At 61.2% G+C, this 20,723-nt stretch carries 18 protein-coding genes; all 18 read left to right on the top strand.

Going from position 1 to position 20,723, the window contains the following annotated elements:
• The first annotated feature begins 121 nt into the window (after positions 1 to 121).
• On the top strand, positions 122 to 925 hold the full coding sequence (locus tag BM235_RS26930) for an isoprenyl transferase (RefSeq protein ID WP_090117354.1): 804 nt from the start codon (positions 122 to 124) through the stop codon (positions 923 to 925).
• 4 nt (positions 926 to 929) lie between these two features.
• A complete protein-coding gene (locus BM235_RS26925; protein ID WP_090117353.1) occupies positions 930 to 1,715 on the top strand; it encodes a phosphatidate cytidylyltransferase in 786 nt (261 codons plus the stop codon).
• 37 nt (positions 1,716 to 1,752) lie between these two features.
• Entirely contained in the window at positions 1,753 to 2,901 is a 1,149-nt protein-coding gene (locus BM235_RS26920) for a 1-deoxy-D-xylulose-5-phosphate reductoisomerase (protein WP_090117352.1), read from the top strand.
• A gap of 96 nt (positions 2,902 to 2,997) precedes the next feature.
• Positions 2,998 to 4,260, top strand: a complete 1,263-nt coding sequence (gene rseP / locus BM235_RS26915; RefSeq protein WP_090117351.1) for an RIP metalloprotease RseP — start codon at positions 2,998 to 3,000, stop codon at positions 4,258 to 4,260.
• Between the two features lie 29 nt (positions 4,261 to 4,289).
• Complete coding sequence (proS, locus tag BM235_RS26910) at positions 4,290 to 5,738, top strand: proline--tRNA ligase (RefSeq protein ID WP_090117350.1); 1,449 nt, start codon at positions 4,290 to 4,292, stop codon at positions 5,736 to 5,738.
• A gap of 71 nt (positions 5,739 to 5,809) precedes the next feature.
• Positions 5,810 to 7,132 (top strand): hypothetical protein, encoded by a 1,323-nt coding sequence (locus BM235_RS26905; protein ID WP_090117349.1) that lies wholly within the window; start codon positions 5,810 to 5,812, stop codon positions 7,130 to 7,132.
• A 128-nt stretch (positions 7,133 to 7,260) separates the two neighbouring features.
• Positions 7,261 to 8,277 carry an NAD-dependent epimerase/dehydratase family protein gene (locus BM235_RS26900; RefSeq protein ID WP_090117348.1) on the top strand — a complete coding sequence of 339 codons (1,017 nt, stop codon included), beginning with the start codon at positions 7,261 to 7,263 and terminating at the stop codon, positions 8,275 to 8,277.
• On the top strand, positions 8,277 to 9,347 hold the full coding sequence (locus tag BM235_RS26895) for a dihydrodipicolinate synthase family protein (protein ID WP_090117347.1): 1,071 nt from the start codon (positions 8,277 to 8,279) through the stop codon (positions 9,345 to 9,347). Before BM235_RS26900 ends, BM235_RS26895 begins: the two co-directional genes overlap by 1 nt.
• Before the next feature lie 36 nt (positions 9,348 to 9,383).
• Complete coding sequence (sdaAB, locus tag BM235_RS26890; RefSeq protein ID WP_090117346.1) at positions 9,384 to 10,067, top strand: L-serine ammonia-lyase, iron-sulfur-dependent subunit beta; 684 nt, start codon at positions 9,384 to 9,386, stop codon at positions 10,065 to 10,067.
• On the top strand, positions 10,064 to 10,951 hold the full coding sequence (gene sdaAA / locus BM235_RS26885) for an L-serine ammonia-lyase, iron-sulfur-dependent, subunit alpha (RefSeq protein ID WP_090117345.1): 888 nt from the start codon (positions 10,064 to 10,066) through the stop codon (positions 10,949 to 10,951). The genes sdaAB and sdaAA overlap by 4 nt, the downstream gene beginning before the upstream one ends.
• A complete protein-coding gene (locus tag BM235_RS26880; protein WP_090117344.1) occupies positions 10,948 to 12,174 on the top strand; it encodes a M20 metallopeptidase family protein in 1,227 nt (408 codons plus the stop codon). Before sdaAA ends, BM235_RS26880 begins: the two co-directional genes overlap by 4 nt.
• The gene (locus BM235_RS26875; RefSeq protein ID WP_090117343.1) at positions 12,171 to 13,100 is read left to right on the top strand and encodes a Gfo/Idh/MocA family oxidoreductase; all 930 of its coding nucleotides are present in this window, start codon (positions 12,171 to 12,173) and stop codon (positions 13,098 to 13,100) included. The genes BM235_RS26880 and BM235_RS26875 overlap by 4 nt, the downstream gene beginning before the upstream one ends.
• A 168-nt stretch (positions 13,101 to 13,268) precedes the next feature.
• Complete coding sequence (locus BM235_RS26870; protein WP_090117342.1) at positions 13,269 to 17,585, top strand: PolC-type DNA polymerase III; 4,317 nt, start codon at positions 13,269 to 13,271, stop codon at positions 17,583 to 17,585.
• A 225-nt stretch (positions 17,586 to 17,810) separates the two neighbouring features.
• Entirely contained in the window at positions 17,811 to 18,272 is a 462-nt protein-coding gene (gene rimP, locus BM235_RS26865) for a ribosome maturation factor RimP (protein ID WP_090117341.1), read from the top strand.
• Positions 18,273 to 18,298: 26 nt separating this feature from the next.
• Complete coding sequence (gene nusA, locus BM235_RS26860) at positions 18,299 to 19,396, top strand: transcription termination factor NusA (RefSeq protein WP_090117340.1); 1,098 nt, start codon at positions 18,299 to 18,301, stop codon at positions 19,394 to 19,396.
• Between the two features lie 48 nt (positions 19,397 to 19,444).
• The gene (gene rnpM, locus BM235_RS26855) at positions 19,445 to 19,765 is read left to right on the top strand and encodes an RNase P modulator RnpM (RefSeq protein ID WP_090117339.1); all 321 of its coding nucleotides are present in this window, start codon (positions 19,445 to 19,447) and stop codon (positions 19,763 to 19,765) included.
• Positions 19,749 to 20,081 carry a L7Ae/L30e/S12e/Gadd45 family ribosomal protein gene (locus BM235_RS26850; RefSeq protein ID WP_090117555.1) on the top strand — a complete coding sequence of 111 codons (333 nt, stop codon included), beginning with the start codon at positions 19,749 to 19,751 and terminating at the stop codon, positions 20,079 to 20,081. Before rnpM ends, BM235_RS26850 begins: the two co-directional genes overlap by 17 nt.
• The coding region (locus tag BM235_RS31770) for a translation initiation factor IF-2 N-terminal domain-containing protein (protein WP_255374624.1) at positions 20,074 to 20,723 on the top strand (650 nt) is incomplete at its 3' end. The genes BM235_RS26850 and BM235_RS31770, both read left to right, overlap by 8 nt.

The following is a 20,723-nucleotide window of genomic DNA, read 5'->3' as shown; positions in this document are numbered from 1 at the left end:
CTCCGAAAGGTGGGGTTCGTTTGAATTTTCGGGGATTCCCGCAGTGAACATCAGTATTGCTCCAGCGCAAGCCCCACTCGGTGGGGCTATTTAATGGTCGCTAAATCCAGGGGGAACAGCCATGAGCAATCGATTCTTAGGCGGTCTGTTCGGCAAACGGGAGGACGGCGGGCAAGGGCGAGCGGGAAGCTCGCAGTCCAAGACGTCCGAGGATTTGCTGAAGGAAGGCCGAATTCCCCGGCACGTGGCCATCATCATGGACGGCAACGGACGCTGGGCCAAAGCCCGCGGACTGCCGCGGGTGGCGGGACACCATAGCGGCATGAAGGCCGTCAAGCGAATTACCCAAGCCGCGGATCGTCTCGGCGTGGAGTTTTTGACGATGTACGCGTTTTCGACGGAAAACTGGAAGCGGCCCAAAGCCGAAGTCGATTTTCTGATGAAGCTGCCGCAAGAGTTTCTGTCGATCGAGCTCGAAGACTTGATCCGCAACAACGTGCAGGTGAAAATGATGGGCGTACGGGCTCTGCTGCCCGACTTTACGCTTGACGCGATCGAAGAAGCTGTCCGCCGGACGGCGAACAACACGGGACTCGTCCTGAACTTCGCGCTGAACTACGGAAGCCGGATGGAAATCGTGGAGGCGGCCAGAACGATCGCGAAGCGTGCGGCGTCGGGCGAGTTGTCGCCCGACGATATCGACGAGCAAACGTTCCAGCAGTCGCTCCTGAGCGGAGACCTTCCGGACCCGGATCTGCTCATCCGCACCAGCGGCGAGCTGCGACTCAGCAATTTTATGCTGTGGCAGCTCGCTTACAGCGAGTTTTGGTTTACGGACGTCTATTGGCCGGAATTTTCCGAAGCGCATTTCCACGATGCGATTCGCGAGTACCAGAGGCGCGCGCGCCGCTACGGAGGGATCTAAGGCGATGGGGCAACGGATCGTTACGGGCGTCGTCGCCGGCGCCGCGTTTTTAGCGTTGTTAGGATTGGGCGGCTGGTATTATTCGCTCATGCTCGCGGCGCTCGCGCTTATCGGATACCATGAATTCGTCAAGCTCAATCACTTGCCGTTTAGCCGAATGGACGTGCTCTGCGGCTTTGCGGCGACGCTCGTGCTTGCCTTACCGCGACTGCCGTTCGGCTGGACGACGCCGAGCGCGGAGGCGGTTTCGTGGGTGCTGATGTTCGTGCTGTTGTCGGCGACCGTTTTCAGCAAAAACAAGATTACGCTCGATCAATCGGCGCTGCTGTTCGTCGGCGCTTTTTATATCGGACTTGGCTTCCGCTACATGGCGCTGACCCGCGAGATGCCGCACGGCATGTTCTGGCCGCTGCTCGTCTTTTTTTGCATCTGGGCTTCGGACGCCGGCGCTTACTTTGTCGGCAAGGCGATCGGCAGGACGAAGCTGTGGCCGTCGATCAGCCCGAACAAGACGGTCGAGGGCGCGCTCGGAGGCCTCGTCATCGCGCTGCTCGTATCGCTCGTATTCGCCGTCATTTGGCCGGACTGGATCGGTTTCGGAACGGCGCTCGCCGTGGCGCTCGCCGCCGCCGTCGCCGGTCAGCTCGGCGATTTGATCCAATCCGCGTACAAGCGGCTGCGAGGCGTCAAGGACTCGGGCAACCTGCTACCCGGACACGGCGGCGTACTCGACCGTACGGACAGCTGGCTGATTGTGTTTCCCCTCGTCCATTTGCTCGGGTTGATCTAATTCATGCATCTTAGCCATACATAACGGAGGGAACGGCTTGAAAAAGAAGGTGGCGGTGCTCGGTAGCACCGGCTCGATAGGAACCCAGACGCTGGACGTCGTCTCGCGGGACCCGGACGCCTATGAAGTCGTTAGCCTGGCGGCCGGTACGCGTCACGAGCAATTGCTCGAACAAGCCCATCGCTTCAAGCCCAAACTCGTCTCGATCGGATCGAAGACGCTCGCCGACCAGATCAGGGCGGACCTGCCGGCAGGCACGAAGCTCGTCTGGGGCGAAGAAGGCTTGATCGAAGCCGCGGCCGCGGCCGGCGCCGACTATGTCGTATGCGCGCTGATGGGAAGTCTCGGCTTGAAATCTACGCTCGCCGCGATCGATGCCGGCGCTACGATCGGGTTGGCGAACAAAGAGACGTTGGTAACGGCCGGACATATCGTAACGCGCCGCGCCGCGGACCGCGGCGTGCCGCTGCTGCCGATCGACAGCGAGCATTCCGCGATCTTCCAATGCCTGAACGGGGAGGATCGCGGCGCCATACAGCGGCTTGTCATCACGGCTTCCGGCGGGAGCTTCCGCGACCGCGGCCGAAGCGAACTGATCGACGTGACGGTCGAGGACGCGCTGCGGCATCCTAACTGGACGATGGGCGCCAAGATTACGATCGACTCGGCGACGATGGCGAACAAAGGTCTCGAGGTCATCGAGGCGCACTGGCTGTTCGATCTCCCATACGACCGGATCGACGTCGTGCTTCATCCGGAGAGCATCGTGCACTCGATGGTCGAATTCGTCGACACGAGCGTCATGGCGCAGCTCGGCAATCCGGACATGCGCGTGCCGATCCAATACGCGCTTACCTACCCGGAGCGCCGCCCGTCGCCCGCATCCCCGCTCGACCTGCTGCGAGCGGGCACGCTGCGCTTCAAGGAGATGGATTTCGAGCGGTATCCTTGCCTCAGGATGGCGTACGAAGCGGGGAGAGCCGGCGGAACCGCGCCGACCGTGTTCAACGCGGCGAACGAAGTCGCCGTGGCGCGTTTTCTGAATCGCGAGATTCCGTTCCTGGCCATCGAAGAGATCGTCGAATCGGCGCTCGCTGCGCACGCGACGACCGCCGAGCCCGATCTCGAGGAGATCGCCTTCGCGGACGGCCGGGCGCGCGAGGCGGCAGCCCGGTGGAGCAAATAGCAACCGACCTTTTGCAAGACCCGTATTCTCTTGTATCGCCTCGGCGAATAATGTTAATCTAAGGACAGCCGTTAGGGCGGACGGAGGGTAACTTGCATGGAGATGGTACAGGTTGTTTTTCTAACGGTTCTCGTCTTTTTCGTGCTCGTCTCGATACACGAGTTCGGACACTTTTATTTTGCCAAGCGGGCCGGGGTGCTCGTTCGGGAGTTTGCCATCGGGTTCGGCCCGAAGCTGTTCTCGATCAAGCGCGGAGAGAGCCGGTTCACGCTGCGGCTGCTGCCGATCGGCGGCTTCGTGCGGATGGCGGGAGAAGATCCCGAAGTCGTCGAGGTGCAGGCAGGGCATACCGTAGGCGTTCGAATCAAGGACGACAAGGTGACCCGCATTTATTTGGATCGGCTTGACGAGCGCACCCAGATTTTGCGGGGCGAAGTCACGGCGCTGGATCTCGAACGTCATCTATATTTGACGCTGGACGTGGACGGCGACGTGCAGCGGTATGACGTGCACCCGCAGGCACTCATCGTCGCGAAAGGCAGAGATACGCAGATCGCGCCGCTGGACCGCCAGTTCGGCAGCGCTTCGGCAGGCAAGAAGGCGATGACCATTTTCGCCGGTCCGCTCATGAACTTTATTTTGGCTTTCGTGCTGTTCGCCGTCTTTTTTCAATCGTACGGCGTAGCGGTCGAGCCGAATACGAAAATTTTCATTAATGACGTAACTTCGGACGGCGCGGCGAAAGCTGCCGGACTGGAGAAGGGCGACTTGGTCGTCTCCGTCAACGGCGTCGCTGTCGAAGGAGACAGCCAGAAGCTGTCGCAGGCAATCACGGGCAGCGCCGGCAAGCCGATGAACTGGATCGTGAACCGAGACGGGCAAGAGCTGAAAATAACGGTAACGCCGAATGCGGACACGGGCAAGGTCGGCATCGTCATGGCGCCGGAGATGCGTCATCCCGGCTTCGGAGAGACTTTCTCGCTGGCGGGCCACGCGATGGTGGACAGCACGAAGAAAATTTTCGACGGCTTCCGCAAAATTATTTTCGGCGAGGTCAAGCTCGAGGAGCTCAACGGACCGGTCGGCACGGCGCAGGTGACCGTGGAGATCGCCAAGCAGGGCGTGACGCAGCTGACCTGGTGGGGCGCGATTCTTAGCCTTTATCTCGGGATCTTCAACCTCTTGCCGATCCCGGCGCTCGACGGCAGTCGCCTGCTGTTCATCGGCATCGAGGCGATCCGCGGCCGTCCGGTCGATCCGAACCGCGAGAGCCTCGTGCACTTTATCGGGTTCGCGGCATTGATGCTGCTGATGGTCGTCGTCACGTACAACGATATTCTTAGGTTGGTCAAAGGCTAAATTCCAGGTTGTCAGGGGTAGGGGAGCTTATGTCGAAGGATAAAGGGTTCGTAACGGAAATAACGCCGCAGGCCGAGGATTTCAGCCGCTGGTATATCGACGTCATCAAAAAGGCCGAGCTCATGGACTATTCGCCGGTGCGCGGCTGTATCGTATTCCGGCCAGAAGGCTACGAGCTGTGGGAAAATATTCAGCGCGATCTGGACCGTCGCTTCAAGGAGACCGGCCACCGCAACGCGTATTTCCCGCTGCTGATCCCCGAGAGCTTTTTCCAGAAGGAAAAAGAGCATGTCGAGGGCTTTAATCCGGAGCTGCCGATGGTGACGGAGGCAGGCGGCGAGATATTGGAGGAGCGATTGGCCGTACGGCCGACGTCGGAGACGATGTTCGGGCATATGTACGCCAAGTGGATCAACTCGTACCGCGATTTGCCGCTGCTCATCAACCAATGGGCGAACGTTTTCCGCTGGGAAAAGCGGACGATGCCGTTCCTGCGTACGAGCGAGTTTCTGTGGCAGGAAGGGCATACGGCGCACGAGGACGAAGCCGACGCCCGCCGCGAGACGATGCAGATGCTCGACGTGTACACGGACTTCGTGGAGAGCGTGCTGGCGATTCCGGTCATCAAGGGCCAGAAGACGCCTTCGGAGCGCTTCGCGGGCGCCGTCGACACGTACTCGATCGAGGCGATGATGAAGGACGGACGCGCCGTGCAAGCCGGCACTTCGCACTATCTCGGCACCAAGTTCGCCGTCGCGTTCGATATCAAGTATTTGAGCCGTGAAAACACGCAGGAATATTGCCACACGACCTCCTGGGGCGTGAGCACGCGATTGATCGGCGCGCTGATCATGGTGCACGGCGACGATCGCGGCCTCGTGCTGCCGCCGAAGGTAGCGCCGACGCAGGTGATCATGATTCCGATCGGCCCGCCCAAGACGCGCGAGACGGTCATCGCGAAGACGGACGAGCTGTTCGCCGAGCTTAAGAGCGCCGGCATTCGCGTTCGCGTCGACGATCGCTCCGACGTGTCGCCGGGCTGGAAGTTCAACGAATACGAGATGCGCGGCATTCCGATTCGACTCGAGCTCGGTCCGCGCGACCTGGAAAACGGCGTCTGCGTGCTCGTGTCCCGCGTGACCGGCGAGAAGAAGCAGGTGCCGCTCGACAACCTGGCGGCATCCGTAGCCGAATTGCTCGAAGAGGTGCATACGCAGATGTACGAGCGCGCGCTTGAATTCCGCGAGTCGCATCTGTTCGACGTCGAGACGCTCGACCAGCTCAAGGCCGCTTTCGAAGAGAAGCGCGGCTTCGCCTATGCCGGGTGGTGCGGCGACGACGCTTGCGAGAGCAAGGTGAAGGAAGAGACCGGCGCGACGAGCCGCAACATTCCCTTCGAGCCGCAGACGACCAAGAGCGTATGTCTATGCTGCGGCAAACCGGCTGCGCATACGGTCGTGTTCGCAAGAGCGTACTAAAACAAAACGCGTTTAACAAAAGGCTCCCGACAGCGCTGGCTTCGGGGGTCTTTTTCACAGGAGGAAGTACCATGCACATCAAAATCGGGATCGTAGGGACGGAGGCCGTCGTTTCTCGCGTATTAAGAGTCATGAATGCGTTCCCATCGTTCGAGCCTGTCGTTCGTCTCGTCGAGCAAGAGCAGGAAGCTCCCGATACAGCTGCCTTGCTTGAGGACGAGGTGGAGGCGCTGCTGTTGTCCGGACCCGCGCCTCAGCGTCTGCTCAAGGAGAAAAAGCCGGTTGCCGTGCCGGTCCATCATGTTCCGTTGACGGGGGCGGGCTTGTACAAAGCGTTGTTCGAAGCGCAGCGGGCAGGGCGCCTCGGGCCGGAGGCGGTTTTATCCGTCGATTCGCTGACCAAGACGATGGTGATGCGGACGCTTCGGGATCTGGCGCTTGAAGGACTGAAGGTCGCCGTCTATGAAGGTCCGTCCTATGCTTCGCCGGACAAGCTCGTCGCGCATCATCGCAAAGTCGCCGGATCTCAGGACTGCGTGTACGCCTTCACCGGCGTGGAGCGGGTCGCGGAAGAGCTCTCTCGGGTGAAGATTCCTCACGCGCTGCTGTTGCCGTCCGACGAGGATATCATCGTGACGCTCGAACGCGCGCTGCTGTCGACCGAATCCCGCAAAGGCAAGGAATCGCAGATCGTCGTCGGCATGGTGACGGTAGACGAATTCGGCAAGCTCGTGCAGCGAAGCGCGAGCGAGCACGAGATCCAAAAGCTCAAGCTGGACATTCACCGAATGGTGCTCGACTACGTCGAATCGCTGGACGGTTACTTGACGCCCGTCGGCGGCGACGAATATTTGTTTTTTACGACCCGGGGCATCTTCGAGCGCGAAACGGGCGGCTATAAAACGATCCCGCTCGCCAAAGACGCCAATCTGTCCTACGGAATATCGCTCAGCATCGGCATCGGCTTCGGCGCGACGGCCAGCGAGGCCGGTTCGAACGCGCGGAGCGCGCTTCGCAAATCGGTCGCCGCGGGGGGCAACGCCTGCTTTATCGTACGGGAAGATCGAACGCTCATCGGCCCGCTGGAAATGGCGGATCCGGTAGCGTCGATTATGGCGCCGCTCGATCCGGAGCTTCTGCGGCGAGCGGAGGAGGCGGGGATGACGGGGGCCTATTTGAGCAAGCTGCTCGCCTATATGTCCCGACACGGCAAGTACGACTACCAGGTTCATGAGCTCGCATCGATGCTCAACATTACGGTGCGCAGCGCGCATCGGCTGCTGCTTCAGTGGGCGGATGCGGGACTGGTCGGCATCGCCGGCATGGAAAAAATGCCTAAGGGCAGACCGCGCCAAGTGTATCGTTTCTCCTTTTTGGCGGACCACCATTTATGAACCTGCCTTGATTTTCTTAGAGAGGCATATCCATTGTGGATGAATTTAAAGACGATAAACGGACCTGTCTTTATATAGCGATCGCACGTATGATGGGATCAGGTACAAGTCGAGAGGAGACTGATCTCATGCATACGATAGAACAACTGGAAGCAAAGCTGGCCGAACCGTCGGAAGCGTTAATCAAGCAGCTGTCGTCGATCGACGGGGACATCGTCGTGCTTGGCGTAGGCGGGAAAATGGGGCCGAGCTTGGCCCGGCTGGCGGCCAATGCCGTGCGCGCCGGGGGACTTGGCAAGCGCGTCATCGGCGTATCGCGCTTCAGCAGCAGCGAGACGCGACAGGAGCTTGAAGCTGCAGGCGTTGAGACGATCTCGTGCGAGCTGCTCGACGACGAAGCGCTGAAGGCGCTGCCGAACGCCTCGAACGTCATCTATATGGCGGGCAACAAGTTCGGTACGACGGGCCGCGAGCATTTCACGTGGGCGATGAACACGTACTTGCCGGGGCGCGTTGCCGAAAAGTATAAGGATTCGCGTATCGTCGTTTTTTCCTCGGGCAACATTTATCCGTTCATGCCGGTCGGCGGCGGCGGCGCGGACGAATCCATCGCGCCTGAACCGCTCGGCGAATATGCGCAGTCGACGCTGGGCAGAGAACGGATCTTCGAGTACCACTCGCACAAATACGGCACGCCGATGACGATGTTCAGGCTGAACTACGCGATCGACATGCGGTACGGCGTACTGCTGGAGCTGGCGCGGGCGATCAACGAAGGGCGCCCGATCGATCTGACGACCGGCTATGCGAACGTCATCTGGCAAGGCGACGCCAACGCGATGGCGCTGCGCAGCCTGGCGATCGCTTCGAGCCCCCCGGCTATCCTGAACGTGACGGGACCGGAGACGATGTCCGTGAGATGGGCGGCTGGCCAAATGTCCAAGCGGCTTGGCAAGGAAGCGACGTTCGAGGGCAAGGAATCCGAGACCGCGCTTCTGAATAACGCCTCGAAGTCACATCAGCTGTTCGGCTATCCGAGCGTCTCGCTGTTGCAAATGATCGATTGGACGGCAGAGTGGGTGCTGCAAGGCGGCGCGACATGGAACAAACCGACCCACTTCCAAGAACGAAAGGGGAAATTCTGATGGCGACCGTATATTTGTCGGACGCGCTGAACGCGGCGCTGCAGGACGGCTTGGTTATCCCGGCGCACCCGCTCGCGCTGGACGCGGACCGCAAGCTCGACGAGCGGCGGCAGCGCGCGCTCACGCGCTACTACGTCGCTTCGGGAGCCGGCGGCGTGGCCGTCGGGGTCCATTCCACTCAGTTCGAGATTCGCGATTCGGAGCACGATCTGTACGAGACCGTGCTGCGCATGGCCGCTGAAGAAGTCGACAAGGCTGCGCCTTCCCGCCCGTTCATCAAGGTCGCAGGCGTATGCGGGCCTGTCGAGCAAGCGCTAAGCGAGACGGCGATTGCGCTTAAGCTCGGCTACGATGCCGCGCTGCTCAGCATGGGCGGGCTCGGACAGCTGACCGAGGAAGCGCTGCTCGATCGGACGAGGCAAGTCGCCGCGCTCATGCCGGTCATCGGCTTCTACCTGCAGCCTTCGGTCGGCGGCAGAATTTTCACCTACGAATTCTGGCGCGCGTTCGCCGACATCCCGAACGTCGTCGCGATCAAGATGGCGCCGTTCAACCGGTACCAGACGCTTGACGTGGCCCGCGCCGTCTGCCATTCTGTTCGCAAGGACGAGATCGCGCTCTACACCGGCAACGACGACAATATCGTCGCGGACCTGTTCACGACGTACCGCTTTACGATTGACGGCCAAACGGTAGAAAAGCAGGTAGTCGGCGGTCTGCTGGGCCACTGGGCGGTATGGACGCAGAAGGCGGTCGCGCTTCTCGAAGAGATCAAGACGGCAAGAAGGGAGCCGGCGATCGCGAAGGAATGGCTTGTCCGCAACATCCAAGTGACCGATTCCAACGCGGCATTTTTCGATCCTTCGCACCAGTTCGCAGGCTGCATCCCGGGCATCCACGAGGTGCTGCGCCGCCAAGGTTTGCTTCAGGGAACCTGGTGCCTGAATCCGCATGAGGAGCTGTCGCCGGGTCAAGCCGAGGAGATCGACCGCGTTTACGCGCAGTATCCGGACCTGAACGACGATGCGTTCGTCGCGGCCCATCTTGAAGAATGGCTGCAGGAACGTTAATCTGCACATCGATACAGCGAAGGGAGAGGGGCGGACATGCGATTTAAAGACGTGTTTTCGATTATGGGTCCCAGCATGATCGGCCCCTCCAGCTCGCATACGGCCGGCGCCGCGAGACTTGGACTTGCGGCGCGCCAGGCGCTCGGGGGGCAGCCGGACGAAGCGGACATCATCTTTTCGGGCTCGTTCGCGGAAACGTATATGGGTCACGGGACGGATCTTGCCGTGACCGCCGGCCTGCTCGGCTGCGCGCCGGACGACGACCGGATCCGGGATTCGATCGCGCTCGCCGAAGCGGCCGGCATGAAGCTGCGGTTCGGCACGGAGCTTCGGCCCGGCGGCCATCCCAATACGGTTCGGTTCATCCTGCGAAAGGGAGAACAAGAAACGACGATGATCGGATGCTCGATCGGCGGGGGCAATGTCGAGATCGTTAACGTGGATGGCTTCGACGTCAAGTTCGGGGCGGACTGTCCGACGCTGCTCGTCAACCATCGGGACATGGCTGGAACCGTTGCCGCGATGGCTTTGATCGTCGGGCGGGTCGACCTGAACATCCGCGCGATGGAGGTGGACCGGCAGAGCAGGAGCGGTCGCGCGCTCACCGTCATGGAGATGGATCAGTCGGTACCGCTAGAGGTGAGACGCGAGCTCCAAGCGCTGCCGCAAGTCGAGCGCGTTCGCCTCGTCGATCTGAACCAAGAGGAGGGGCAAGAATGAGATTCGCCACGCTTGCGGAGCTGTCGGCGCAATGCCGGGCAGCGAATATGACGATCGGCCGCTATATGATCGAGGAACAAGTCCGGGAATCGGATCAAACGGAGGAAACGGTCGTCGGCCAGATGTCCAGCTACTATCAGATCATGAAGGAAGCGGTCCGCAAAGGCACGACGGAGGAGACGAAGTCGCGAAGCGGGCTTACGGGCGGAGACGCGAAGCGGGTCATGGAATACCGGGCCCTCGGCGGAACGGCGCTCGGCGACGAAGCTAGCGCGGCGCTGGCCTATGCGCTAGGCGTATCCGAGGTCAACGCCTCGATGGGTCGCATCATCGCCACGCCGACCGCAGGCTCATGCGGGATCATTCCGGGCGTATTCGTGAGCACGCAGGAGCGGTTCGGCTGGACCGACGACCGGATGGTCGAAGCCCTGTTCGCGGCCGGCGCGATCGGCTACGTGATCGCGAACCAGTCGTTCATTTCCGGCGCGGAGGGCGGCTGCCAGGCAGAGGTCGGCTCGGCGGTCGGCATGGCCGCCGGCGCGCTGACGGAGCTGCGCGGCGGCACGCCGGAGCAGGCCGTCCATGCGGTCGGACTCGCCCTCAAAAATTCGCTCGGCCTGATCTGCGATCCGGTGGGCGGTCTCGTCGAGATCCCCTGCATCGTACGCAACGGCTTCGGCGCGGTGACCGCGCTCGCGGCGGCCGACATGGCGCTTGCCGGCGTGCGCAGCGTCATTCCTTCGGACGAGGTCATCGGCGTCATGAAGGATATTGGAGCCGCCATGCCCGAAGCGCACCGGGAGACGGCGAAGGGCGGCCTTGCCCAGACGCCTACGGGAAAAGCGATTTTGAGCGACCTGCGCAAGAAAGGCGGCCGCTCATGAGCGGGAACGTCGCATGGAAAGAGAAAGCGGCGCTGTTGTCCGACGATCTGACGTCCTTTCGCCGGCAGCTGCACCGATTTCCCGAGCTCAGCTTCGAGGAGCGCGAGACGGCGCGTCTCGTCGCGCAACGGCTAAGCGCGCTCGGACTGGCGTGCCGCACGGAATTCGGCGGACACGGGGTCGTAGCCGATATCGTCGGGGATGCCGCGGGTCCTGTCGTCGCGCTCCGTGCCGACATGGACGCGCTCCCGATCGCCGAGGAGACCGGACTGCCGTTCGCCTCCGAGCGTCCCGGCGCGATGCATGCCTGCGGGCATGACGCGCATACGGCGATGCTGCTCGGAGCGGCCGAGCTGTTGGTCCAGGCGCGGTCGACGCTTAAGGGTACGGTCAGGCTCATTTTCCAGTCGGCGGAAGAGATCAACGAAGGCGCCAAGGCGATGATTCGCGAAGGGGTGCTGGAGGGCGTCGAAGAGATTTACGGTCTGCACAACCTGCCTACGCTGTCCGCCGGCTTGGCGTCCGTGCGGCCTGGCCCGCTGATGGGCTCGGTCGACCGCATCGAGATCCTGGTCGAGGGCAAGGGCGCGCACGGCGCCATCCCCGATCAGGGCATCGATCCGATCGTCTGCGCCAGCGCGATCGTCATGTCGCTGCAGAGCTTGGTCTCTCGCGAGACGTCGCCGTTCGATCCGGTCGTCGTGACGATCGGCAGCATCCATGCGGGAGACGCGAACAACGTGATTCCGTCGGCCTGCCGCATGACGGGCACCGTCCGGGCCTTCGATCCCGAAGTTAGGGAGCGCTTGCCCGAAGGCATCGAGCGGATCGTGACGCGGATCGCGGACGGCTATCGCTGCCGCGCGAGCCTGACGTATATCCGCCAGACGCAGGTGCTGGTGAACCATTCCGAAGCGGCGCGGAAGGTCGGGGAGGCGATCGACGCGGTAGCGGGGCCCGGCACAAGGCTCGTAGCCGCCCCGACGCTCGCGGGCGAAGATTTCTCCGAGTATTTGAAACATGTTCCCGGCTGCTTCTTCTGGCTCGGCTCGGGTCCGGCCGAGGGCGCCGAGCGCGCGTTCGGCCTGCACCATCCCCGTTTCGAGCTGAACGAGGCTTGCCTGCCGCTCGGAGCGGCGCTGCTCGCGGGCATCGCGTCGCGAAGACTCGAAGAAGGCCCGCTGGCGTTCGGCATTCCTGCAGAAGAAGGTGGGCGTCCGTGAAGTTCCGCACCATCGGACTGATCGGCACCGACTCCTCCCACGCGAGTACGTTCGCCGGGCTGCTAAACGATCCGAAAGACCCGATGCATGTGCCCGGTTACCGCGTCGCGATGGCTTGGCCGGGCGGGTCGCCGGATTTTCCGCTCAGCGCGTCGCGCGTCGGGACGATCATGGGAAGGCTCGAGACCGAACACGGCATTCGCCGTGCGGACACGCCGGAAGAGGTTGCCGGATCCTGCGATGCGCTCATGCTGCTGTCGATCGACGGCCGGGTGCGCACGGAGCTGTTCGCACGCGTCGCGCCGTACGGCAAGCCTGTCTTTATCGACAAGCCGCTGGCCATATCCGGACGCGATGCCGCCGAGATCGAGGTCCTTTCGCGGGAATTCGGAACACCGATATTCAGCGTTTCGGCCCTTCGGTATGCCGTGCAAGGCGCCATGGGGCAGGCTTCGTTGGGAGAGGCGCCGATACTTGAAGCGACCGCTGGCGGTCCGCTTCAGATCGAACCGACGCAATCGATCTACTATTGGTACGGCATTCATCTCGCCGAGATGCTGTTCGCGATCCTCGGACAGGACTGCCTCTCCGTACGAACCGAGCGCTGCGACGAATTCGACCGCATCGTGGGCGAGTGGACGGACGGCCGGACAGGCACGGCCATCTGCAAGCGCCCGGAGGCAGGTTACGTCTACGAAGCTGAAGTCCGGATCGGGGACGAAACTATGGCGCTTGCGCTCGATCCGGAATTCAAAGTTCATTATGCTCGGTTGATCGCGGACGCGGTCTCCTTTTTCGATACGGGCATCCCGCCGGTCCCTGCCGAAGAGACGCAGGCGATCATTCGCTTCCTGGACGCCGCGGAGAGTAGCCTTAACGCTCGGGGCGCGCCGGTGTCGCTTGATGCGTACGCGAGCCGTTCCTGATCGTCCCCGGATTGTCGTTCTTTGACTATTGCTGCCGCAAAGTCTATCAGGTAGAATAATAGAACAAGTACGAGAACAGAAAGCTTCCCGACTTTAACCTGCCGCAGGATCGCCTTGCGGGAGCGCGGTCGGGGGCTTTTGTTGTTGAAAGGGATGAAGACTCCGATTATGTTGCCGAAGCCCGATCAGAGGAAAAGATTCGAACTGCTGCTGGCGCAAGCGGAGATTCCGGGAGATTGGATCGACGCCCATTTCCGAGACGGTTACATAGAGAGAGTCGAAGTGAGCAAGGCAAGCCGCAGTTGGAGGTTCCACTTCGTCATGGAGTCGCTGCTGCCGCCGCCCGTCTATGCCGGATTTCACAGCCGCGTGCGAGACAAGCTCGGCCATCTTGCGCAGATCGAGATGTGCCTGCGCCATGGAGAGACGATCGCCACGAGCGAGCTGCTGCTGCATTATTGGCCGCTCTTCGTCGAGTGGATGCAGAGCGAGTTCGCTTCGGTGAACGGATGGCTGGGCAAGGCCAAGCCCGAGGCGGAAGGCGAGCTTTTGACCTTGTTCATGCTGAACGAAGCGAGCCTGGAGATGGCGCGCAAAAAGACCGTCGATACGTATGCAGCCAAGTTTTTCGAGGAGCGCTTCGGGCGCGGCTGCCGGATCAAGCTTGCCGTAGGCGAGAAGCAGCAGGAAGCCGTGGAGGCGTTCATGCAGCGGCAGCTCGAGGAAGAGCGGCTGCACGTCCGCAAGCTGATGGAGAGCATGCCCGACGAGGCGCCGCCGGAGGACGCGGGCGGAGAAGCGCCGCAGACGCTGCAGCATGGCTACGAGATTAAGGACGACGCGGTGCCGATTCAGAACATTCAGGAGGAAGAAAAGAAAGCGACCGTGCAGGGCACGGTGTTCGGCCTGGAGGTCAAGGAGCTTCGCAACGGCAATACGCTCTACCAATTCCATGTGACCGACTATACCGATTCGCTCACCGTCAAGATGTTCGGCAAAACGAAGGAAGACGTCAAAATGCTGAACCTCCTTGCGAACGGCAAATGGGTGAAGCTGCGCGGGCGCGTCGAATACGACCGGTTCCTCAACCCGCCGGAACTCGTCATGATGCCGAGCGACCTCAAGGAGATCAACGGACCGAAGCCGCGCAGGGACGAGTCGAGCGACAAGCGCGTCGAGTTTCACTTGCATACGTCCATGAGCACGATGGACGCGATCGCGCCGGTCGACGCCTATATCAAGACGGCCGCAAAGTGGGGACACAAGGCGATCGCCGTCACCGACCACGCCAACGTGCAGTGCTTCCCCGAAGCCGCGAAGGCTGCGAAGAAGAACGGCATCAAGATGATCTACGGCGTTGAAGCCAACGTCGTGAACGACGCGGTCGATATCGTGCTGAACGCCCGCGACACCGTGCTCGCGGAAGAGACGTTCGTCGTATTCGACATCGAGACGACCGGCCTGTCGGTCACGGCGAACAAGATCATCGAGCTTGCGGGCGTCAAAGTGAAGGAAGGCAGGGAGATCGGCCGCTTCTCTACGTTCATCGATCCGCACGAGCCGATTCCGTACAATATCCAGCAGCTCACGAGCATTACGGACGAGATGGTCGCCGGCGCGCCGGAGCTCGAGCCGAAGCTGACCGAGTTTCTCGAATTCGTCGGCGACGCCGTACTGGTCGCGCACAATGCCCGATTCGATATCGGCTTCATTCAGCACAACTGCAAGCAGCTCGGGCTGCCGCAGCCGAGCAATCCCGTGCTCGATACGCTGGAGTTGGCGCGCTATCTGCATCCGACGATGAAAAACCACCGTTTAAATACGCTGTCGAATCTATATAAAGTCAGCCTTGAGAACCATCACCGCGCCATCGACGACACGATCGCCCTGGCCGGCGTGCTCGAGGGGCTGCTCAAGGACGCGCAGACCCGAGGCGTCACCCGGATGGCGCGGCTCAACGAAGTGAACGAGAACAGCTGGAAAACGACGCGTCCGTTCCACTGCTGTATTTATATGCTGAACGCGACCGGCAAAAAGAACTTGTACAAGCTCATCTCGCTGTCGCATACCGACTATTTCCACCGCGTCGCCTGCATTCCCCGCAGCAAGCTCATCGAGCACCGGGAAGGGCTGCTCGTCGTCTCGGGCTGCGAAAAGGGCGAATTTTACGAAGCGGTGCTGAACAAGTCGGAGGAAGAGGCTGCCGAGGTCGCTGAATTCTACGACATTCTCGAGATCCAGCCGATCGATTTTTACATGCACTTGCTGGACAAAGGGCTTGTCGGCAGCAGGGCGGAGCTCGAACAGTCGCTGCGCAAGATCGTCGCCATCGGCGAACGGCTCGGCAAGCCGGTAATCGCGACCGGCAACGCGCATTATCTGGAGCCGAGGGACAAGCTGTACCGCGACATCACGATTCATGGCATCACGGGCTTTAGCCCGCTCAAGGACCAGCGCAAGCCGGACGCGCACTTCCGGACGACGCCGGAGATGCTGGACGCCTTCGCATTTCTCGGCAAGGATAAAGCCTTCGAGGTCGTCGTGACCAACACGAACGAGCTGGCGGACCGCTTCGAGGATATTAAGCTTTTCCCCGACGAGCTGTTCACGCCGAACATCGAGGGCGCCGACGAAGAGATTCGCAATACGTGCTACGCGACCGCGCGCAGCCTGTACGGCGAGGAGCTGCCGCAGGTGGTCATCGACCGGCTGGAAAAGGAACTCGTGCCGATCATCAAGTACGGCTTCTCGGCGAACTACCTGATTTCCGAGCGGCTCGTCAAAAAGTCCAACCGCGACGGCTATCTCGTCGGTTCGCGGGGATCGGTCGGCTCGAGCGTCGTCGCGACGTTCCTCGGCATTTCCGAGGTCAATCCGCTGCCCGCGCATTACCTTTGCCGCAATGCCGAATGCAAGCACCAGGAATGGTTCCTCGACGGCAGCGTGCCAAGCGGATTCGACTTGCCGGACAAGGCCTGCCCGGACTGCGGAACGATGATGCGCGGCGAAGGCCAGGACATTCCGTTCGAGACGTTCCTCGGCTTCAAAGGGGACAAGGTGCCCGATATCGACCTTAACTTTTCGGGAGAATACCAGCCGCACGCGCACAACTTCACCAAGGAGATGTTCGGGGAGAAGGGCGTGTTCCGCGCGGGCACGATCGGCACGGTCGCGGAGAAGACCGGCTTCGGCTTCGCGAAGAAGTATCAAGAGGAACACGGCAAAAGCTGGCGCGGCGCCGAGCTGAACCGTCTTGCGCAGGGCGTGACCGGCGTGAAGCGGAGCACGGGCCAGCATCCCGGGGGCATCGTCGTCGTTCCGGATTATATGGAAGTCGAAGACATCACGCCGGTCCAGTATCCGGCCGACGATACGAGCGCGGAGTGGAAGACGACCCATTTCGATTATCACGCCTTCGACGCCAACCTGCTCAAGCTCGATATTCTGGGGCACGACGATCCGACGATGATGCGGATGCTCCAGGATTTGACCGGCGTCGATCCGACGACGATCCCGATGAACGATCCGAAGGTCATGAGCCTGTTCAACTCGGTCGAGGCGCTCGGCATCCAGCCGAGCCAGATCAAGTCCCAGGTCGCCACCTTCGGCGTGCCGGAGATGGGTACCCGGTTCGTTCGCCAGATGCTCGAGGAGACGAAGCCGTCGTCGTTCGCCGACTTGCTGCAAATCTCGGGCTTGTCGCACGGCACCGGCGTATGGCTGGGCAACGCCCAGGAGCTCATCAAGAACAACACCTGCACGATCAAGACCGTAATCGGCTGCCGCGACGACATCATGCTGTTCCTCATCTACAAGGCGGGCATGGACGCGTCGCTCGCCTTCAAGATCACCGAGAGCGTGCGGAAGGGCAAAGGACTTACGCCCGAATGGATCGAAGAGATGAAGCGCTGCGGCGTGCCGCAGTGGTATATCGACTCCTGCCTGCGGATCGAGTACATGTTCCCGAAAGCCCACGCCGCCGCTTACGTCATCTCGGCCGTGCGGACCGCCTACTTCAAGCTGTATTATCCGATTCAATATTATGCGACGTACTTTTCGGTTCGGGCGGCCGATTTCGACGTCGAGTTGTTCTGCCAGGGATACGACGCGATCCTGAAGGGAATGACGGAGATCGAGGCCAAGGGCTTTCAGGCGCTGCCGAAGGAAAAGAACATGATTCCGATCCTCGAGATGGGGCTGGAGATGACCGCGAGAGGCTTCAAGGTCAAGCCGCTGGACCTGTACCGGTCCGACGCCACCCGCTTCATCGTGGACGGGGACGCGCTCATCCCGCCGTTCTCGGCGGTCGCCGGCATCGGCGAAAACGCGGCGCGCAACATTGCCGCATCGCGCGGCGACGGGGACTTCCTTTCGATCGAGGACTTCCAGCAGCGCTCCAAGGCGACGAAGACGATCATCGAGCTGCTGACGACGATGGGCTGCTTCCGCGGCTTGCCTGAATCCAATCAGCTGGCGTTGTTCTAAGGCTTGCGCTTCCGGCGGCGAAGAAAGCGGCCGTCCTCGGCGGCCCGGCTTCCTGAATATTGCATTGCAAGGGGCCTGGCGGTTATGGTATATTATTTCTGGTAATCATGTGGATATCACTGTCTGCAGAAGAGTGGGGAAACCCACTCTTTACGTTTTGCATAGGCACTTTTGCATGTGCGATTCCGCAGATATCCATTTGAAGCAATCGGGAGGTCTGGTCATTTGAGCGTTTCAAAGATCAAATCCGCGGTCGAGCAGCTGGTCGCCCCCTTCGTGGAGGAGAACGGCTTCGAACTGGTGGATGTAGAATACGTCAAGGAAGGCAGCAATTACTTTCTGCGCGTATTCGTGGACAAGGCGGGCGGCATCGATATCGACGACTGCGGCCGGGTGTCCGAATATTTAAGCGGGAAGCTCGACGAAGCCGACCCGATCCCCGAAGCTTACTTCCTCGAGGTGAGCTCCCCGGGCGCCGAACGTCCCCTGAAGAAAGCGGAGGACGTCGCTTCTGCTGTCGGCAAACATGTATTCGTTACGACCTATGAGCCGGTGGACGGCGCCAAGGAATTCGAAGGCAGCCTGGACGGGTTCGACGGCAGCGTTCTGACCGTGACCGTCGGACGCAAGCGCCATGAGATTCCTTACGATAAAGTGGCTTCCGCGAGGCTGGCCATCGTCTTTTAATATGCGAAAGGAGGAGAGTAGCAGCCATGAGCATGGAGTTTATTGAAGCCTTAGGCGAGATCGAGCGCGACAAAGGCATCGCCAAGGATGTCCTCATCGAGGCCATCGAAGCGGCACTTATCTCCAGCTATAAACGTAATTTCAATACGGCGCAAAACGTTCGCGTCGATATTAACCGCAATACCGGCCTGATCAAAGTGTATGCGCGCAAGACCGTCGTCGACGAGGTGCTCGACCCGCGCCTCGAGATCGCGATCGACGCGGCCCGCTCCATTAATCCGCACTATCAGATCGAGGATATCGCCGAGATCGAGGTGACGCCGCGGGATTTCGGACGGATCGCGGCGCAGACGGCCAAGCAGGTCGTGACCCAGCGCATCCGCGAGGCGGAACGCGGACTGATCTATCACGCGTACGTGGACAAAGAGCAGGACATCGTGACCGGCATCATCCAGCGGATCGACATGCGCAACCTGTACGTCGACCTGGGCAAGGTCGAGGCGGCGCTGCCGCTCACCGAGCTCATGCCGACCGACAAGTTCAAGCAGGGCGAACGGGTGAAGTCTTATATTACGAAGGTCGAGAATACGAGCAAAGGGCCGCAGATTATCCTCTCGCGGACGCATCCCGGACTGCTCAAGCGCCTGTTCGAGCTCGAGGTGCCCGAGATTTTCGACGGCACGGTCGAGATCCGTTCGGTCGCGCGCGAAGCGGGCTTTCGCTCCAAGATCGCGGTCCATTCGCGCGCGGACGAGGTCGATCCGATCGGCTCCTGCGTCGGACAGAAGGGCGTGCGGGTACAGACGATCGTGAACGAGCTTAAGGGCGAGAAGATCGACATCGTCCGCTGGTCCGATTCCGTCGAGGAATACGTCGCCAACGCGCTCAGCCCTTCCAAAGTGCTCGAGGTCATCGTGTTCGAAGCCGAAAAGATGGCGCGCGTGATCGTGCCGGACTACCAGCTGTCGCTCGCGATCGGCATCAAGGGACAGAACGCGCGGCTTGCGGCGAAGCTGACCGGGTGGAAGATCGACATCAAGAGCGAGACGCAGGCGGAGCAGGAATACGGACGCCCGCGGACCGAAGGCGACGCGATGCACCAGGACAGCGTGACGATCGATTAATTTTCAAGCGGCAATCATATAGACGGTCCGCATGGGAGGCGAGGAACCTTGAGACCGAGGAAGATACCGCAGCGCAAATGCATCGCGAGCCAAGAAATGATGCCTAAAAAAGAGCTCATTCGCATCGTCCGGTCGCCGACGGGGGAGATCTCTCTCGATCTGACGGGTAAAAAGCCCGGAAGGGGCGCCTATCTGTGCGGCAAGCTGTCCTACTTCAAGCTGGCCAAGAAGACGAAGGCGCTGGAGCGTGCGCTGAAGGCGCCCGTGCCGCCCGAGGTTTACGACAGGCTGGAGGAAGAGTTTTTGAAGCTGGAAGGCGAATTCATTGCCGCGAAGGAGTTGGATGACGGCGATGACGACGAACGATAAGACGCTGTCGCGCCTGGGGCTCGCCATGCGGGCGGGCAAGCTCGTCTCCGGGGACGAGACGGTGCTAAAGAGCATCCGCGCGGGGGAAGCGAAGCTGGTGGTCATTGCCCGGGACGCTTCCGACAATACGCGCAAGAAAGTGGCGGACAAATGCGCAAGCTATGGCGTAGAGCTGTTGACGGGCTACTCCCGGTACGACCTGGGAGGCGCCGTCGGCAAGCCCGAGCGCGTGCTGTTCGCCGTCACGGACCAAGGTTTCGCGAATCTCGTTCGCGAGAGCTTCGTTCAACATTCGGAGGTGGAGAATATTGAGTAATAAACAATCGGATAACAAAGATAAGCTGCGGGTGTACGAATACGCCAAGCAGCTGAATATGAGCAGCAAAGAAGTGCAGAAAATTCTCGAGCGGGTAGGCAAGCCGGTCAACAACCATATGAGCGTCATGGAAGACGGCATGGTCGCGTCCGTTGAGAAGTTTTTCCGCGATGTCAAGGCGAATGCCGCGGCCAAGATGGCGCAGAACAAGCCTGCGGGCAATCGCCCGGCAGCAGAGCAAGGCGGACAGAACCGTCAAGGCGGCGGCCAGCAGCCGGCGCGCCGCTCGGAAGAGACGGCATCTGTGGCGTCTCGTCCCGCGCAGCCTGCGCCGACGGCACCATCGCCATCGCCTGCTCCCGCTCCTGCGGCGCAGCAAGCATCGGAGCCGGCCCCGCAAGCGGCTGCGCCTTCGCAGCCTAGCGCGCCTAGCGGCACCGCTTCTTCGGCGCCTGCCTCGGATCGTCCGCAGAGCGGCGGTCAAGGAAGCGGCCAGGGCGGTGGCTATCAAGGCAATCGTCAAGGCGGCGGCCAGGGCGGCGGCTACCAAGGCAACCGTCCGTCGGGCGGCCAAGGCGGCGGCTATCAAGGTAACCGTCCTGCGGGCGGCCAAGGCGGCGGCGGCTATCAAGGCAACCGTCC

It is taken from the genome of Cohnella sp. OV330 (assembly GCF_900112065.1).
Lineage (GTDB): Bacteria > Bacillota > Bacilli > Paenibacillales > Paenibacillaceae > Cohnella.
This window is presented reverse-complemented; position numbering and strand designations above follow the sequence as displayed.

What these genes read in the sequence shown, in the direction of transcription:
- proS (WP_090117350.1), top strand. Translation starts at nt 4,290, where the DNA reads ATGTCGAAGGATAAAGGGTTCGTAACGGAAATAACGCCGCAGGCCGAG.
- BM235_RS26895 (WP_090117347.1), top strand. Translation starts at nt 8,277, where the DNA reads ATGGCGACCGTATATTTGTCGGACGCGCTGAACGCGGCGCTGCAGGAC.
- BM235_RS26925 (WP_090117353.1), top strand. Translation starts at nt 930, where the DNA reads ATGGGGCAACGGATCGTTACGGGCGTCGTCGCCGGCGCCGCGTTTTTA.
- nusA (WP_090117340.1), top strand. Translation starts at nt 18,299, where the DNA reads ATGAGCATGGAGTTTATTGAAGCCTTAGGCGAGATCGAGCGCGACAAA.
- BM235_RS26900 (WP_090117348.1), top strand. Translation starts at nt 7,261, where the DNA reads ATGCATACGATAGAACAACTGGAAGCAAAGCTGGCCGAACCGTCGGAA.
- BM235_RS26880 (WP_090117344.1), top strand. Translation starts at nt 10,948, where the DNA reads ATGAGCGGGAACGTCGCATGGAAAGAGAAAGCGGCGCTGTTGTCCGAC.
- BM235_RS26870 (WP_090117342.1), top strand. Translation starts at nt 13,269, where the DNA reads ATGTTGCCGAAGCCCGATCAGAGGAAAAGATTCGAACTGCTGCTGGCG.
- sdaAB (WP_090117346.1), top strand. Translation starts at nt 9,384, where the DNA reads ATGCGATTTAAAGACGTGTTTTCGATTATGGGTCCCAGCATGATCGGC.
- rseP (WP_090117351.1), top strand. Translation starts at nt 2,998, where the DNA reads ATGGAGATGGTACAGGTTGTTTTTCTAACGGTTCTCGTCTTTTTCGTG.
- BM235_RS26850 (WP_090117555.1), top strand. Translation starts at nt 19,749, where the DNA reads ATGACGACGAACGATAAGACGCTGTCGCGCCTGGGGCTCGCCATGCGG.
- sdaAA (WP_090117345.1), top strand. Translation starts at nt 10,064, where the DNA reads ATGAGATTCGCCACGCTTGCGGAGCTGTCGGCGCAATGCCGGGCAGCG.
- BM235_RS26905 (WP_090117349.1), top strand. Translation starts at nt 5,810, where the DNA reads ATGCACATCAAAATCGGGATCGTAGGGACGGAGGCCGTCGTTTCTCGC.
- BM235_RS26930 (WP_090117354.1), top strand. Translation starts at nt 122, where the DNA reads ATGAGCAATCGATTCTTAGGCGGTCTGTTCGGCAAACGGGAGGACGGC.